Genomic DNA, 15,372 nt, shown 5'->3' with positions numbered 1-15,372 from the left:
GGAGGAGTTAGGAATATGGGAATAAGCTTAATAGTACCTGAGGGTTATAAGCCTAGTTTAGATGTAATAAGCACAGAAATTGCTATAAAAAAATTAAAAGATTTTTTTGAAGCAGAGCTAGCAAATGAACTTAAACTAATAAGAGTCTCAGCTCCACTATTTGTTAGGTCAGCTTCTGGACTTAATGATGATTTAAATGGAATAGAAAAGCCAGTATCTTTTACAGTTCCAAGTGATGATAATGCAAAGTTAGAAATAGTACATTCTTTAGCTAAGTGGAAAAGAATGGCTCTTGGTAAGTATAACTTTGAAACTGGAAGGGGTTTATATACAGATATGAATGCAATTAGACCAGATGAAGATTTGGATAATATCCATTCTATATATGTTGACCAATGGGACTGGGAAAAAGTTTTAAATAAGGAAGAAAGAACAGAAGAAACTTTAATAAATACAATTAAGTCAATTTTTAAAGTTTTTAAAAAAACAGAAGACTATATATGTAACTTATATCCTCAGTTAAATAGAATGTTACCAGATGAAATATCAATCATAACATCACAAGAATTAGAAGATAAATATCCTACACTTACACCAAAGGAAAGAGAGCATGCTATAGCTAAAGAGAAAAAAGCTGTATTTATAACTAAGATAGGACATGTACTAGCATCAGGAGAAAAACATGATGGACGTGCTCCAGATTATGATGATTGGAACTTAAATGGAGATATTATATTTTGGAATCCTATTTTAAATCAAGGATTAGAACTTTCATCCATGGGTATTAGGGTTAGTGAAGAATCGCTAATAGAACAACTAAAGATTGCTAACTGTGAAGAAAGATTAAACTTAGAGTATCATAAATTACTTTCAGAAAAAAAGCTTCCATATACTATAGGTGGAGGTATAGGACAATCTAGAATATGCATGTATTTTTTACAAAAAGCACATATAGGGGAAGTGCAAGCTTCAATTTGGCCTGAATGTATGATTGAAGAGTGTAAGAAGTCAAATATTTTCTTATTATAATAATATTTTATAGTTATAAAGAGGATTTTTTATAAACAAAATTAAATATATATTATAGAAAAGAAATATACAAAAATCTGTATATTTCTTTTCTATATGTTACGATAAAATCAAAGGATAACTATTTTATAATTTCAAAAGGGGAAGATAAGAGTGAAACAAAACAAAAATGGATTATATCTTATATTGTTAGGAGTAGGAATAGGATTTGTAATAACTAGTCTTTTATCAACACTTTTTACAAAACCTAAATACGTAGAATATTCAGAAGAAGAAATAATTCAAAAAGCAAGGGACTTAGGAATGGTTTCTTTGAAAGAAAAAATTGAAAAAAATGAAAAGAATGAGAAAAAGGAGATTAATAATTCTAAAAAAGATACAACTGAAGAAGTTATTAATAAAGAAAAAGATATTAAAAATAACTATATTAAGTTTACTATAAATCCAGGAGATACAAGTGATATTATAGTAAAAAACTTACATAGTAAAGGTATTGTAGAAGATAAAGAAAAGTTAAGTCAAATGATTATAGGCAAAAATTTACAAAGAAAATTTCAACGTGGTACATATACAGTTTCAAAGGATATGAGTTATGAGCAACTGATAAGTATTTTAACACAAATTAATTATTAAGCTAGAAAAACTAAAATTGTTTTAATTAATATAATGCTTTAAAGTATTATAGTTTAATATATAGTTCATATGTATTTGAACATTCACATACTTAGAATATTTTTAGAACTAATGAATCATAATATAAACTAATAACATATCAAAAGGAGTGAACTTGCATATGAACGTTAATTTTGAAGAAATAAAGGAAAGATTTAAGAATGCTAGCTTAGATGAAAAGATAGAAATATATACGACTACTCAAGGATTAACAGTAGAACAATTTAAAGAACTTTTAAGAATGTTTCCATTACAACACTTGGATAAGTTAGAAAAAGCTATGCAATAAAAGCTCGGATTACCGAGCTTTTGTTTTTTGTACAAATAAAATTTTGTGATTTATTTTTTTAGAGTTGTAATTAATCGGCAATACATATAAAATATAGTTAAAGAAAATAGGAAATGGAGCCGATAACTGTATAACTATATGCATACATTGTGTTTAATATCTGATTCTAAGTAAATATAAATCTATATGAAATAAAAGTTAAAAGAAGAACTAACAAATAAAAGATCGTTATAAGGGTGAGGAAATGAAATTAACAAAACTATTCGTACTATTTTTTGTCGTACTTTTACCAGTTACGTTATTATTAACTACTGTAGATATGGTTACATTTAATGAAAAATATTTTTCAGATAAATATGAAGAATATGATATATCAAAGAAAACGGGAATGAATAAAGAGGATCTTTCTAGAGTTACAAAAAAACTATTAAATTATATAAAAGGAGAAGATGACGATATAAAGATATCTGCTACTATAAATGGACAAAACAGACAGGTTTTTAATGAGAAAGAGATATTACATATGAAAGATGTAAAAGATTTGTTTGAAAAAGGACATATGATAAGAAATATTTCTTTAATTGTTGTTATTCTCTGTTTAGCTATAATATTAATATTAGAAAGAAAAAAAATAGGAAAGTATCTTATGATATTATCTATTTATCCTTTAGGTATTATGGGAATATTAGCTTTACTTATGTATATAGATTTTGATAAATATTTTACTTATTTTCATTTATTATTTTTTAAAAACGACTTATGGCTTTTAGATCCTAGTAAAGATATTTTGATACAGATGCTACCACAAGAATTTTTCTATAGTATTGCATATAAAATATCGTTTATATTTATATTAGAACTAGTGATCCTTCTAATAGTAGGATTTATATTGAACAAAAAATTTAATAGAAGAAAATTTATATTTTAAATTGGTTTAACTTTATAATACATATAATAGTAAGAGGCATACAAAGCTCTTGCATGCGTTTAAAATACGATTATAAGATATATTTGATTAAGCAAGACAATATTATGATGAATATTAGTCATATAAACATATACAAGAACCTTATAATAATTTAATTCATTAGATCTTATTTCAAAAATTTTTATTTTTAAAAATTAGGTCTGACACATAAAAATAAAATAAGAGGATAAATTTATGAAAAGATTATTATGGATTATAATTGTTTTTTCACTGCTCATAACAGTAGGATATCAACGAAAAGAAAATACAAATAATAATACTGTAAATTCTAAACAAATAGCAAAAATAGTAAAAGGTAAAAGTAATTATAAAGTTGGAATTAGAGGTGTTGTTAAGAGTATTACTTTAGAAAAAGATGGTATTAATCTGTTATTAGAGGGAAATCTAGAGAAAGATACTTTATATGACAAAGCATCTGTTTATGTTGATGTTGATACAATGATACAGAAAGATGATTTAAAAAGATTATTTAAGTATTCAGATATAAACACAGGTGATACAGTTGAAGTTATTTTTGAAGGATCCGTTGCCGAATCTTATCCTGTAAAGGGGAAAGCAAAAAAAGTAAAAATAATTAGTGAAAATAACAAAAGTTCTAAAGAAAACAATATTTGATTATACGCCTTCTTAGTTTAAGTCTTGATTTAAATGTCAAGAATTATAGTTAAGGAGGTATTTTTATGGAATTTAAAGGTATTTTTAACAATGTGATAAGTTCAACTAAACGATTTAATAATAATCTAAAAATTAAGAAATTTTACACAGAGAAAACAGGTAATGGAAAGTCGTACATTGCATCTTCTATGGACAAAGCACTATTAAGCTTTTTAATTTGGATTTTTATATTTGTTTATATTTACTATAAGTCTAATAGTTTTTTCCTTTCTACTATTATTTCTACTCAATTCATAATTTTATATATAATATTAATAAGAAAAATAAATAAGAGAAAACTTGAAAAAAATATAGAGAATATAGATAAAAGCATAATATTAAATAAAGTATATAAAGATATAATAGATTATTCACCAGATGAATTTGTTAATTATATTAAGGATGTTTTAGAAAAGTGTACTTTAAAGGATACACAAATCTTAAATAAAAAAGACATAGATTTGATAGGTATACTTAATGAAAAGAAGTTAGGAATAAAATGTTATCAACATAATAAGGAACACAATGTCAGTGTATCTAATGTAAGAAGTTTTTTCCTAGAATTAAGAGAACTAAATATTGATGAAGGAATAATAATAACTACTTCGGATTTTTCTGACGAAGCTGTTGAATTTTCAAATAAAGTTAAAGAACATAAAAAAATAAAGCTTATAAATCTAAATAATTTTTTAAATATAATGAAAAAAGCGAATATGTATCCTTCTAAGAAACAGATAAATGAAATGATATTAGAGGAAATATCAGATAATAAAAAAAGAATAAAAGATTATGGAAAAAATGTAATATCACAAAGCAATATGAAAAAATGCTTTATACTAGGAATAGTATTATTAGCTTTTAGTAAGATAACACCTTTCGCCAAATATTATAGAATTGTTGCATATGTTTTAATTTTTTTAGGTTTAGTATCTCTAATTAAATCTATAATAATTAAGATACAAGATAAAAGTATGGAAAATATTGATGAAGAAGATAGTTTTATATAGAAATGTATTTACAAGCATTACTAAATAATGTACAATATTGATGGCAATAGGCAGAGTAGGTAAAGCGCGTTAAGTGTTAAAGGATGGGATGTTGCCTTTAAACGAAAGATGCATTTAAAAATCTGCGATACTTTACCGCATTCGCTGTTACATTAGAGAGCCTTTTTTTCTTTAGTGTGACAGAACTGTCATAAATGAAGAAAAGGAGGTGAAGTAATGAAAAAAATAAGTGTTTCAACACTAGTCACAGCTAGTTTACTTACAACTATAAGTATAGTTTTAACTAGAGTATTATCTGTAATGCTACCTATTGCTGGGACAAGTAGCTTGAGAATAGATTTTGGGTCTATACCTATTATTATAACAGGAATATTGTTTGGACCAATTGTAGGTGGATTTAGTGGACTTGTAGCAGATGTTGTTGGATTAATTATAAATGCACAAGGTATCCCTTTTCCTGGATTCACTATAAGTAGTATGTTATGGGGAATAATACCGGGTATCATTTATATGTTTATAAAATCTAAAAATAGTAGAATTAATTTTAATATAATTAATACAATTTTTATATTAATTATTTCTACAGGAGTTGTAAAGCTGTTATATAATCAAAATATAATAACTTTTAAAAATAGCATGCTTTATTTTTATAACAATAGAATACCTAATATAATTATAGCTATATATGTTATTGTTATTTTGGTACTTATAATGACACCTATAATAGTAAGTATGAGAATTAAGGAAAGCAAATCTATTTATTCTATAGATAAAATATTATTTACAGTGACTGTATCTTATGTTGTTATATCGATGGGATTAAATACTTTATGGTTAAGTATTATGTTTAAAAAAGGATTTATGATACTGTTTCCTATTAGAGTATTAGCTTCAGTTATTAACATACCTATAAGTTCAGTAATAATATTTACTTTATCAAAATATTTCAAGTATTCAAATCGATAATAAAATAAAGCTACTAGTTCTTGCTAGTAGCTTATTAATTTGATTAGGAGGAAGCTATTATGAAAAAACTTTTGGCTATTATGGGTAGTCCCAGAAAAAAAATGAATACAGATAAGTTATTAGATGTAGTTCTTGACGGAATTAGAAATAGTGAAGAAGATGTAGACATTAAAAAAGTATATTTAAAAGACTTAAGTATATATCATTGCATAGGATGTGGAGCATGTGAAAAAACAGGAAAATGCTTCAGAAAAGATGATATGGATGAGCTATATGAAAACTTTAATGATAGTGATGGAATAATATTAGCTTCGCCAGTGTATTTTAATACAGTAGCTAGTTTAACTAAGGCTATGATTGATAGATGTCAGGTATATTGGTCAAGTAAATATGTACTTAAAAATCCTTCTATAGACAGAAATAAAAAAAGATTTGGATTGTTTATATGTGTAGGTGGAGCTCCTTATAAAGAGGATCAATTTGACGCATGTACACCTGTTATAGATTTGTTTTTTAGAGCTGTAAATACAAACTATAAAGGAAATATTCTTGTTTCGAATACAGATGTTACTCCGACATGGCAAAGAGAAGATATAACAAAAAATGCATATGAAAGAGGAATACGATTTTTCGAAGGATTTTAAATATAATCAGCTTAATTTGAGCTGATTAATTTTTTTAGCTGAATACTGTATACAAACAATTTGATTTTAAGAAAAAAAAGGATTATAATTTTATTGATAGTGTATGGTTGTAATAAAATAAAAATAAGTTCTATTTAATTAATAAATTGAATAAATTAACTTAAATAAGGAGAGATTATTTTATGAAAAAAGAACTACCAATTGCTTTATCGAATAGGCATATACATTTAAGCAAAGACCACATTGAAAAGTTATTTGGTAAGGGATATGAACTTAAAAAGTTCAAAGACTTGTCACAGCCAGATCAGTATGCTTGTGAAGAAAAAGTAGATTTAGTAGGGGAAAAGAATGTCATAAAGGGAGTAAGAATTTTAGGACCAGCCAGAAATCACACCCAAGTAGAAGTGTCATTTGCAGATGCACGTATCTTAGGAATAAACCCACCAGTTAGAGATTCAGGAGATTTAGATGGAAGTCCAGGTATAAAAATAGTAGGACCAGCAGGAGAAGTAGAAATAGAAAAAGGGGTAATAGCTGCAGCTAGACATATTCACTTACACACAGATGATGCAGAAAGATTTGGATTAAAAGATAAAGATAGAGTAAAAGTGAGAGTAGGTGGAGAAAGAGGTCTAATATTTGAGAATGTATTAGCAAGAGTTTCACCTAAATATGCTCTTGAAATGCATGTAGATATAGAAGAAGGTAATGCTGCAGGTGCTAAAAACGGGCAGTTAGTAGAAATAGTAGATTAATAAAGAACTTTTATGGAGGTAAGCATGAATAATGTTGCTTCAATGATAGATCATACAATTTTAAAGTCAAATACAACTAAGGAAACAATAAAAAAAGTATGTGAAGAAGCTAAAATGTATAAATTTGCTTCAGTATGTGTGAATCCTTATTATGTAAAGTTAGCTAAACAAGAGTTAGAAGAAACAGATGTTAAAGTAACGTCTGTTATAGGTTTTCCACTTGGAAGTTCATTAAAGGAAGTTAAGGCTTTTGAGACTAAAAAAGCGATAGAAGACGGTGCTGATGAGTTAGACATGGTTATAAATATAGGCGCATTGAAAGATAAGGATTATGATGTAGTTAAGGATGATATCTTAGCAGTAGTAACTGAAGCTAAAGACAAAGCATTAGTAAAAGTAATAATAGAAACATGTTTACTAACAGATGAAGAAAAAGTGAAGGCTTGTAAGATAGCTAAAGAATGTGGAGCAGACTTTGTTAAAACATCAACAGGATTTAGCACTGGTGGAGCTAAAATATCAGATGTTAAATTAATGAGAGAGACTGTTGGAACTGATATAGGAGTTAAAGCATCAGGTGGAATAAAAAATTTAGATATTGCTAGTGAAATGATCCGCTCAGGAGCAAATAGATTAGGGGCAAGTTCATCAGTAGATATAGTAAAAGGTTCAAGGGATTCTAGTAATAACGGGTATTGATTTTAATTTAATGAAAAAGGGGATAAGTTTACTTACCTCTTTTTCTGTGCTTGTTTAACAAACCTTATTACTATAAAATTAACATTATTGAGAATGAAGTAATTTGTTGCTAATGGATGGTATATGATAAAGGTTAAGAGGTGATTTTGTGAAAATACAGTATTTGAGTCATTCATCTTTTATAATAGAAAACAAAGACTTTAAAGCTATAATAGATCCATTTATATCAGGTAATCCGACATGTCCTATAAGAATTGAAGATTTAAAGGATTTAACACATATATTTTTAACTCATGCTCATGGAGATCATTTTGGAGATACTATCGAAATAGCTAAAAAGTTCAATTGTACTGTTATATGTAACTTTGAAATAGGACATTACTTATCCAACAAGGGAATAAATAATCATACAATGCATATTGGTGGTAGATTTAGCTTTGAATTTGGTCGAGTAAAAATGACACCAGCATTACATGGATCTAGTATATTTGAAGGAGAAAATATAATTTATGGTGGAAATCCTTGTGGATTTTTAATTGAGATAAATAACAAGATAATATATCATGCAGGAGATACAGGTTTAACTATGGATATGAAGCTATTAGAAGATGAGAATGTAGATTTAGCTTTAATCCCTATAGGTGGTAATTTTACTATGGATATAAATGATGCAGTCAAAGCTATAGAGTTTATAAAGCCCAAAGCTGCTATACCGATGCACTTTAATACTTTTGATATTATACAAGCCAATCCAGATGAGTTAAAAAATAAAGTAAAAGATACAAAAATTAAAATATTACAATATGGAGAAATAATAGAATTAAAATAGATTACAGATAAACTTTTGATTAAATTACATAGATATATCTGAAAGCTAAAAAGATAGTACCTCAAATTAAAAGAAGAAATATACAGTATAGAAAAACTAGGGATTGTTCCTAGTTTTTTTATTTCTAATGGAATAGTATTATCCTTGTTGTACAAAATAAACTATAGTTAAAGAAAAAATATGGGAGTTATTAATATGCAAGAAAAAGGACTGTTAGACTTAACTATAGTTTTATATATATTATCTGGTACTACAGTAGGATTTGTAGGAAGATGGTTGATGCTAAAGTCGGATATTAGACAATATCCAACATATCCAAATGGATATCTAATACACCTTACAACGGGATTTATAGCATCTGCTATAGGTGCAGTAGCATATCCGGCATTACTTTCTAAAAATTATGTAGCAGTAACATTTTTAGCTATAGCAATACAACAATTTAGAGATATTCGTAAAATGGAGAAAGAAAGCCTAACGTCAATGGAAAAAGAAAACTACTTTCCTAGGGGAGAATCTTATATTGATGGAATAGCGAAAACTTTCGAAGCAAGAAATTATATAGTTATGATTTCATCATTAATTACTACTATAAGTATATTTTTATTAAGAGAATATATAAAAAATAAGTTCATTATAATAGGAGTATCTTCTGTAATCGGGCTAACAATTATTAAATTACTTAGAGACTATACAAAAGGACATACAATAAGAGATATTGCTGATATAGAAGAAGCAACTATAGAATTTAGAGATAAAGATAACTTATATGTAGGAGATATATATGTTATGAATATTGGATTATCTGAAACAAGAGAAAGAATAATTGAAAATGGTATAGGAATTATATTAAAGCCAAAAGGTGAGAATGAAAAAGTAATATTAAATCATAGAGGACAAAGAACAGCTATAATACATGAATGCACAAGAATACTAGGATTGGAAAGATATGTTTCAACACGAAAAAATTTTGATAATGGTGAAGTTGCTTTATTAATTGTTCCTATAATAAAAGATATTGAATTATTAAAAGAAATTGTAAGGAACGTGCCTATATTAGAGACATTAAAGAAAAAAGAAAATTAGAGGAGAAGAAAAATGAAAGAGAGTTCAACTAGAAGTATATTGGCAATAGTTACTGTAGATGAGAAGTTAATAATAGATGCTGGAGTACCCACGATACTAGCAAAAAACAAAGAAGAACAAGAAGAAATAGCGTCACAACTTGGAAGAACACTAGCAGGTAATGTATATGGACTTACTAACGGAATTATAATTATTACTCAAGAGTAAGACTTAGAAAAAATATACTTTAGAAAGTATTAAACGATTTAAATAATAAACTATTATAAAGAAAAGTAGATAATTATCCATATAAAAGTATAAAAAATCTTATTCATTGGATAAAAATATTAGAAAAATAAATTGTAATAAAATTTATAAAGCTCTATTTAAATCAAAATAGAGCTTTATAAGTTAAGAAAATTATTTTGTAGACTTATATTCTTCTAATGCTTTGGACAGCTGATCAGGACAAGATGTTAGTTTATGTCCACATTTTATGTTTTTAAGCTTTTCGATTACTTCATCAACATCTCTACCTTCTGCTAAGCTTGCAAGCCCTTGAAGATTACCATTACATCCACCTAAAAATGAAATATTTTTAATTTTATTATCTTTAATTTCAAAAGAAATTTCTTTTGAACAAACACCACTTGTGACATATTTCAAAATAATCTCTCCTTTACATATAATAATCTCAAATAATTTCAACGTTTTCTATATTACTATATTATACTATAGAAATGAATACAACTATAAACTAGTAATTATAGTTGTTTATATATACATTTACTTAATGAAGTGATTAAATAATTAATCTAAAACTGATGAAATGGAGAGACACATCGTTTTAAACACCTGTAGTCAAGCAATACGATTTATAATAAAAGAACTTGGGAACTTTTTTAGATTGAACAACTAAATCTTAGAATTAGTCAATTAGAAATGCGTAACGAATTTTCTAGAAATCTGAATGAGATCTTAAGAAAATAGGTAAATATGACCTAGTATGTATTATAGAATCTTTTAGATACAAATAGTCAGTTAAATATATTTTAGTGTTTCTTAAGATCCTTAAAAGTATTTATTATTGTTGGAAAGTATAAATAAATATAAAACAAATCATCAATATTATTAAAGATATTTGCACAAGGCACAAGTGTAGATACAGATATAGAAGAGCTATAGCTGAATTAAAGTTAAATCATAAAAAAAGTAGGCGTATTATGAGAAAGAATGGACTACTTGCAAAGATTAGATACAAGAAGTTTATTAAATATAAGTTTGATGAAAGTGTAAAGAATAAGGATCTAATTAAGTCAGACATTTTTAAATGAAAAGAATATTATTCAAAGTATGTCTCATAACAGAGTATGCTTTGATAATGTTCTTATTGAATCATTTTTCTCTCATTTGAAAGAAGAAGTTCTCTATTCTTAAGATTTTACTGCTACAAGTGAACAGATCATTGAGATTATAGAAGAATACATATGTTATTATAACAATAATAGAATACAATTAAAACTAAATATAAAACAAAATAAATTGCTCTCAATAAAATATCGGGAGTAATTTGATACAGGATAGGAGTTTTTTTGAGTCCCAAACCTGGGATTCAGACTAGAATTTTCAGAGGTATATTCTTTATGTGTATTAAAACTGCAGTAACTACTGCTTTATTTAAGACATTATGTTGATAGCAGATAGCTTAAATCCTTGTATTAAGAGGGTTAGATATGTTATCTATTTAAAGCTGTGGAAGTTTTTGCTTATACATTAAGTTAAAGGCAAAAGATAAGGTTATTACAAAGGCTGATATAGTAGAGTTCTTTGAAAGAAAAAACAAAGTCACGTTGTTGCTAGTTGGAAGTCATGTACTTCTAAAAAGCTAGGACAAGTTTATATTAACATTCTTTATAATGCGGGTTTGGTAGATAGGATTTTAGATAGAAAGAGGCTGAGGATTAATATTGTTGATGATTTTATTGAGCTTATAAAGTGGACAACTATAATAAGGAGAGTTAAGAATTGTAATTGCTTGATTTCACTTGTTTTTAAAAGGCTTAAATATACTTGTAATTACTAAAAAGTAAGATTAAAATAAGAATGAAGTAATTTTAAAGTTATGATATAAGAGGTGAGAAGATGGAGGTTAAAAAATTTTATAAAACTCAGGGGGAAGTTATCAATGTAATCAATATTCTAATTGAGGCTTATTGGAATGATGAAATAAATGAGGATTTGATGATTGAAAAAATAACAGATTTATATAAAAGTACTCCATCAAAGATAGTTAAAAATGATAATTTTATAACGATTATTAAACAGCAATGTTGTAAGAGAAGGTTAGAAATAGTAGGTAGAATATTAGATTAAATAACTTTAAAAATTTAAAAATGTATGATAGCTGGACATATCAAAATTAGGAGGCTTTAAAATTAAGTAGCATTAGAATTTTTCTATGATGTTGTTTTATAGATAAACAAAATAGGAGGCAAAAGAAATGATAACAGGAGAATTAAGAAAGAAAATTGATAAAGTCTGGGAGATATTTTGGACAGGTGGTATCACTAATCCACTATCTGTAATAGAGCAATTTACATATCTTCTTTTTATAAAGGGTTTAGATGATAAGCAAAATGATTTAGAGTTAAATGCAGAACTATTAGGTATTGAAGTTGATAAAATATTTGCTGATGACCAACAAGAACTTCGTTGGAAAAATTTTAAGCAACTTGGAGCCAATAAAATGTATGATGTAGTTTCTAAAAAGGTATTTCCTTTTATAAAGAACATGGATGCAGATAAAGAATCAGCATTTTCAAAATACATGGATGATGCTATCTTTATGATTCCAACACCACAAATGCTTGAAAAGATAGTAACAAATATTGATACATTACCTATGAATGACAGAGATGCTAAAGGTGATTTATATGAGTATTTATTATCAAAAGTAGCTACAGCAGGTACAAATGGTCAGTTTAGAACACCTAGACACATTATAAAAATGATGGTGGAGCTTATGAAGCCAACACCAACAGATATTATTGCTGACCCAGCAGCTGGTTCAGCAGGATTCTTAGTTGCAGCAGGTGAATACATTCAAAAGAACAATAAAAATCTATTTAATGTTCAAGAAATAAAAAAACATTACAATGAAGGTATGTTTTATGGTTTTGATATGGATAGAACAATGCTTCGTATAGGAGCAATGAATATGTTGCTCCATGGTGTTGAAAGCCCAAATATTCAATATAGAGATTCTTTATCTGAACAAAATAAAGATGAAGAAAAATATACACTTGTTCTAGCAAATCCACCATTTAAAGGTTCACTAGACTACGAATCTGTATCAGCAGATTTATTGAAAGTGACTAAAACAAAGAAGACAGAGCTATTGTTCTTAGCACTTATGCTACGTATGCTTAAAAAGGGTGGAAGATGTGCAACTATAGTACCTGATGGTGTATTATTTGGTAGTTCTGGGGCACATAAATCGATAAGAAAAGAGATTCTAGAAAATCATCATCTTCATGCAATTATATCAATGCCAAGTGGAGTATTTAAACCATATGCAGGAGTATCTACTGCAATTATGATATTTACAAAGACTGGCGCTGGTGGAACAGATAAAGTATGGTTCTATGATATGAAAGCAGATGGATTTTCCTTAGATGATAAACGTCAGCCAATTGAAGAAAATGATATTGATGATATTATTAAGAGATATCATTCGCTTGAAAATGAAGTTGACAGAAAGAGAACGGAGCAATCATTTTTAGTTTCTAAAGATGAGATTAAAGATAATGACTATGATCTTTCGATTAATAGATATAAAGAGATTCAATATCATGAAGTTGAGTATGATGAGCCAATTCAAATACTTGCAAATATTAGAGATTTAGAAGATAAAATATTAAATCTACTAGATGAAATCGAAGGGATGGTAGATTAATAATGGATTATATAACAATTAAAGATGGTTTTAGTTTCTTAAAAAAGTCTAAGATTAAGGCTAGTGAAGGAAAAACTTCTGGTTTATATCCTTTTTATACTTCAAGTAATATTTTATCAAAATATCTTGACGAATATGAAATTGAAAATGAAGCATTAATTTTTGGAACTGGTGGTAATGCAAGTATACATTATTCTAAAGGTTTATTTTCAACTTCTACAGACTGTTTTGTTATTCAATCAAATAATAAATATGAAATAGTACTTAAGTATGTTTATTACTTCCTAAGTGGAAATATATATATCCTTGAAAATGGTTTTAAAGGAGCAGGTTTAAAACATATATCAAAGAAGTATTTAGAAAATATTAAAATTCCATTACCACCACTCCAAACCCAAGAGAAAATCGTTAAAGTGTTAGATAAAGCACAAGAACTAATTGATTTAAGAAAGAAGCAAATTGAACTTCTTGATGAATTAATGATATCTTTATTAATTAATGATGTCGGTCCAAAGGCAGAAAAATATGATGAGTGGGAAAAAGTTCAGATAAAAGATTTAGCATTAAAAAAGAAAAGTAGCATAAGAACAGGACCTTTTGGAAGCGATTTGTTACATTCTGAATTTGTTTCTGAGGGTATATATGTTTTAGGTATTGACAATGTTGTAACAAATAGATTTAAATGGGGCAAAGAACGTTATATAACAGAAGAAAAATTCGAAAAGTTAAAACGATATAGAGTATATCCTGACGATGTATTAATATCTATAATGGGGACAACTGGTAGATCAGCAGTAGTGCCCCAAAATATACCATTGGCAATTAACTCAAAACATTTAGCTTGTATTACACCTAATAAAGACTTAGTTAATCCCTATTTTCTATCTTTATCAATACATTCAAATCCAATGATATTAATGCAAATTGAATTAAGAAATAAAGGAGCAATAATGAATGGACTTAATTTAACTATTATTAAAGAACTCAATATTAAGTTACCACCAATAAAACTCCAAAATGAATTTGCCTATAAAATTCAAAAAATAGAAGAGCAAAAAGAGCTAATCCAAAAATCACTTTTTGAAATGGAAAATAACTTCAACAGCTTAATGCAAAAAGCATTTAAGGGAGATTTGTTTAGGGGTGATTAAATGAGATACTTTGATGAGTTTGATGAGTATATTGAAAGGTTGTTGTTGCTCCAATTTGAAGCATCTGAAATAATAAATCATAATTTGACTAGAGGTGAAATAAGAGAAGACTTTCTTAAGGAGCAGGTTAAAAAGCAATTTGAACATTTCCATTATCATAAAGGGGTCATTTGTCATAATAAATATGAATCAGATCAGATAGATGTAATAGTAACCCAAAATACTACTAGGTGTAGGAGGTTGGGTGAGCACTCTATAGTAGATATAAAAGATGTTGAAATGATTATTGAAGTAAAAACCTGTGCGAAGACAAGTGATTTTAGAAAGCTAAACGCGCTAGCAAAAGAATTAAAGGAACTAGATAGTCAATACGTTCCGAAAGTTGGAATGTTTTGTTATAGCTATGAAATAAAGGAGAGGAATTTACTGAAAAAATTTAGTTATCGCTTTGATGAAGATATTCAGGGATATGAACTAGATGAAAAACTGTATAAAGAGTATGAATATATAGATTTTGTTTTAGCAATGGATAAAGATAAAGAAAAGTTAGGAGAGAATAAGGATTTTTTCATCATAAAGGACATAACTGGGGATTTTATGTTGTTTAAAGATAAGCCAGTATCCAAGTATTTTTTTAATCTGTTCTCTCATATTTAAAATAGGTGGTGG

At 27.2% G+C, this 15,372-nt stretch carries 19 protein-coding genes, 1 pseudogene and 1 riboswitch; of the genes and pseudogenes, 19 read left to right on the top strand and 1 reads right to left on the bottom strand.

Annotated features, from left to right (window positions below; all coding sequences use genetic code 11):
* Positions 1-15 precede the first annotated feature (15 nt).
* The 13 genes from asnA to CLPU_RS00540 all read left to right on the top strand — a co-directional run bounded on the left by asnA (position 16) and on the right by CLPU_RS00540 (position 9,825).
* Entirely contained in the window at positions 16-1,029 is a 1,014-nt protein-coding gene (gene asnA / locus CLPU_RS00595; protein ID WP_050353696.1) for an aspartate--ammonia ligase, read from the top strand.
* A gap of 153 nt (positions 1,030-1,182) precedes the next feature.
* Entirely contained in the window at positions 1,183-1,662 is a 480-nt protein-coding gene (locus CLPU_RS00590) for an endolytic transglycosylase MltG (protein WP_050353695.1), read from the top strand.
* A gap of 160 nt (positions 1,663-1,822) precedes the next feature.
* On the top strand, positions 1,823-1,990 hold the full coding sequence (locus tag CLPU_RS17485) for a hypothetical protein (protein ID WP_097677517.1): 168 nt from the start codon (positions 1,823-1,825) through the stop codon (positions 1,988-1,990).
* A gap of 244 nt (positions 1,991-2,234) precedes the next feature.
* A complete protein-coding gene (locus CLPU_RS00585; protein WP_050353694.1) occupies positions 2,235-2,918 on the top strand; it encodes a TIGR01906 family membrane protein in 684 nt (227 codons plus the stop codon).
* A 234-nt stretch (positions 2,919-3,152) separates the two neighbouring features.
* The gene (locus CLPU_RS00580; RefSeq protein ID WP_050353693.1) at positions 3,153-3,593 is read left to right on the top strand and encodes a DUF3221 domain-containing protein; all 441 of its coding nucleotides are present in this window, start codon (positions 3,153-3,155) and stop codon (positions 3,591-3,593) included.
* Between the two features lie 65 nt (positions 3,594-3,658).
* Positions 3,659-4,639: a restriction endonuclease gene (locus CLPU_RS00575; RefSeq protein WP_050353692.1), complete on the top strand. Its 981-nt coding sequence runs from the start codon at positions 3,659-3,661 to the stop codon at positions 4,637-4,639.
* 49 nt (positions 4,640-4,688) lie between these two features.
* A riboswitch (THF riboswitch) is annotated at positions 4,689-4,788 on the top strand.
* A 67-nt stretch (positions 4,789-4,855) separates the two neighbouring features.
* The gene (locus CLPU_RS00570; protein WP_050353691.1) at positions 4,856-5,605 is read left to right on the top strand and encodes a folate family ECF transporter S component; all 750 of its coding nucleotides are present in this window, start codon (positions 4,856-4,858) and stop codon (positions 5,603-5,605) included.
* Positions 5,606-5,664: 59 nt separating this feature from the next.
* Entirely contained in the window at positions 5,665-6,249 is a 585-nt protein-coding gene (locus CLPU_RS00565; RefSeq protein WP_050353690.1) for a flavodoxin family protein, read from the top strand.
* Between the two features lie 182 nt (positions 6,250-6,431).
* Positions 6,432-7,004, top strand: a complete 573-nt coding sequence (gene pduL / locus CLPU_RS00560; RefSeq protein ID WP_050353689.1) for a phosphate propanoyltransferase — start codon at positions 6,432-6,434, stop codon at positions 7,002-7,004.
* 24 nt (positions 7,005-7,028) lie between these two features.
* On the top strand, positions 7,029-7,703 hold the full coding sequence (gene deoC, locus CLPU_RS00555; RefSeq protein WP_050353688.1) for a deoxyribose-phosphate aldolase: 675 nt from the start codon (positions 7,029-7,031) through the stop codon (positions 7,701-7,703).
* A 148-nt stretch (positions 7,704-7,851) separates the two neighbouring features.
* Positions 7,852-8,532 (top strand): metal-dependent hydrolase, encoded by a 681-nt coding sequence (locus CLPU_RS00550; RefSeq protein ID WP_050353687.1) that lies wholly within the window; start codon positions 7,852-7,854, stop codon positions 8,530-8,532.
* Positions 8,533-8,727: 195 nt separating this feature from the next.
* Positions 8,728-9,618: a YIEGIA domain-containing protein gene (locus CLPU_RS00545; RefSeq protein ID WP_050353686.1), complete on the top strand. Its 891-nt coding sequence runs from the start codon at positions 8,728-8,730 to the stop codon at positions 9,616-9,618.
* Positions 9,619-9,630: 12 nt separating this feature from the next.
* On the top strand, positions 9,631-9,825 hold the full coding sequence (locus tag CLPU_RS00540) for a capping complex subunit for YIEGIA (protein ID WP_050353685.1): 195 nt from the start codon (positions 9,631-9,633) through the stop codon (positions 9,823-9,825).
* 192 nt (positions 9,826-10,017) lie between these two features.
* On the opposite strand, the gene CLPU_RS00535 is transcribed toward CLPU_RS00540, so the two are convergent.
* On the bottom strand, positions 10,018-10,263 hold the full coding sequence (locus CLPU_RS00535) for a TIGR03905 family TSCPD domain-containing protein (RefSeq protein WP_050353684.1): 246 nt from the start codon (positions 10,261-10,263) through the stop codon (positions 10,018-10,020).
* Positions 10,264-11,058: 795 nt separating this feature from the next.
* Between CLPU_RS00535 and CLPU_RS18165 the strand changes: the two genes are divergently transcribed.
* The 6 genes and pseudogenes from CLPU_RS18165 to CLPU_RS00515 all read left to right on the top strand — a co-directional run bounded on the left by CLPU_RS18165 (position 11,059) and on the right by CLPU_RS00515 (position 15,360).
* Complete coding sequence (locus tag CLPU_RS18165) at positions 11,059-11,166, top strand: IS3 family transposase (protein WP_115840394.1); 108 nt, start codon at positions 11,059-11,061, stop codon at positions 11,164-11,166.
* A 274-nt stretch (positions 11,167-11,440) separates the two neighbouring features.
* A pseudogene (locus CLPU_RS18160) lies at positions 11,441-11,680 on the top strand (BrxA family protein); the annotation flags it as partial.
* A 59-nt stretch (positions 11,681-11,739) separates the two neighbouring features.
* Positions 11,740-11,970, top strand: coding sequence for a TIGR04540 family protein (locus CLPU_RS00530; RefSeq protein ID WP_050353683.1), 231 nt, complete (start codon positions 11,740-11,742; stop codon positions 11,968-11,970).
* A 127-nt stretch (positions 11,971-12,097) separates the two neighbouring features.
* Complete coding sequence (locus CLPU_RS00525; RefSeq protein ID WP_050353682.1) at positions 12,098-13,552, top strand: type I restriction-modification system subunit M; 1,455 nt, start codon at positions 12,098-12,100, stop codon at positions 13,550-13,552.
* A 2-nt stretch (positions 13,553-13,554) separates the two neighbouring features.
* Positions 13,555-14,703, top strand: coding sequence for a restriction endonuclease subunit S (locus tag CLPU_RS00520; protein ID WP_050353681.1), 1,149 nt, complete (start codon positions 13,555-13,557; stop codon positions 14,701-14,703).
* Positions 14,704-15,360 carry a DUF6602 domain-containing protein gene (locus tag CLPU_RS00515; RefSeq protein WP_050353680.1) on the top strand — a complete coding sequence of 219 codons (657 nt, stop codon included), beginning with the start codon at positions 14,704-14,706 and terminating at the stop codon, positions 15,358-15,360. It begins immediately after the preceding gene.
* Positions 15,361-15,372 lie beyond the last annotated feature (12 nt).

It is taken from the genome of Gottschalkia purinilytica (genome assembly GCF_001190785.1).
Classification (GTDB): domain Bacteria; phylum Bacillota; class Clostridia; order Tissierellales; family Gottschalkiaceae; genus Gottschalkia_A; species Gottschalkia_A purinilytica.
This window is presented reverse-complemented; position numbering and strand designations above follow the sequence as displayed.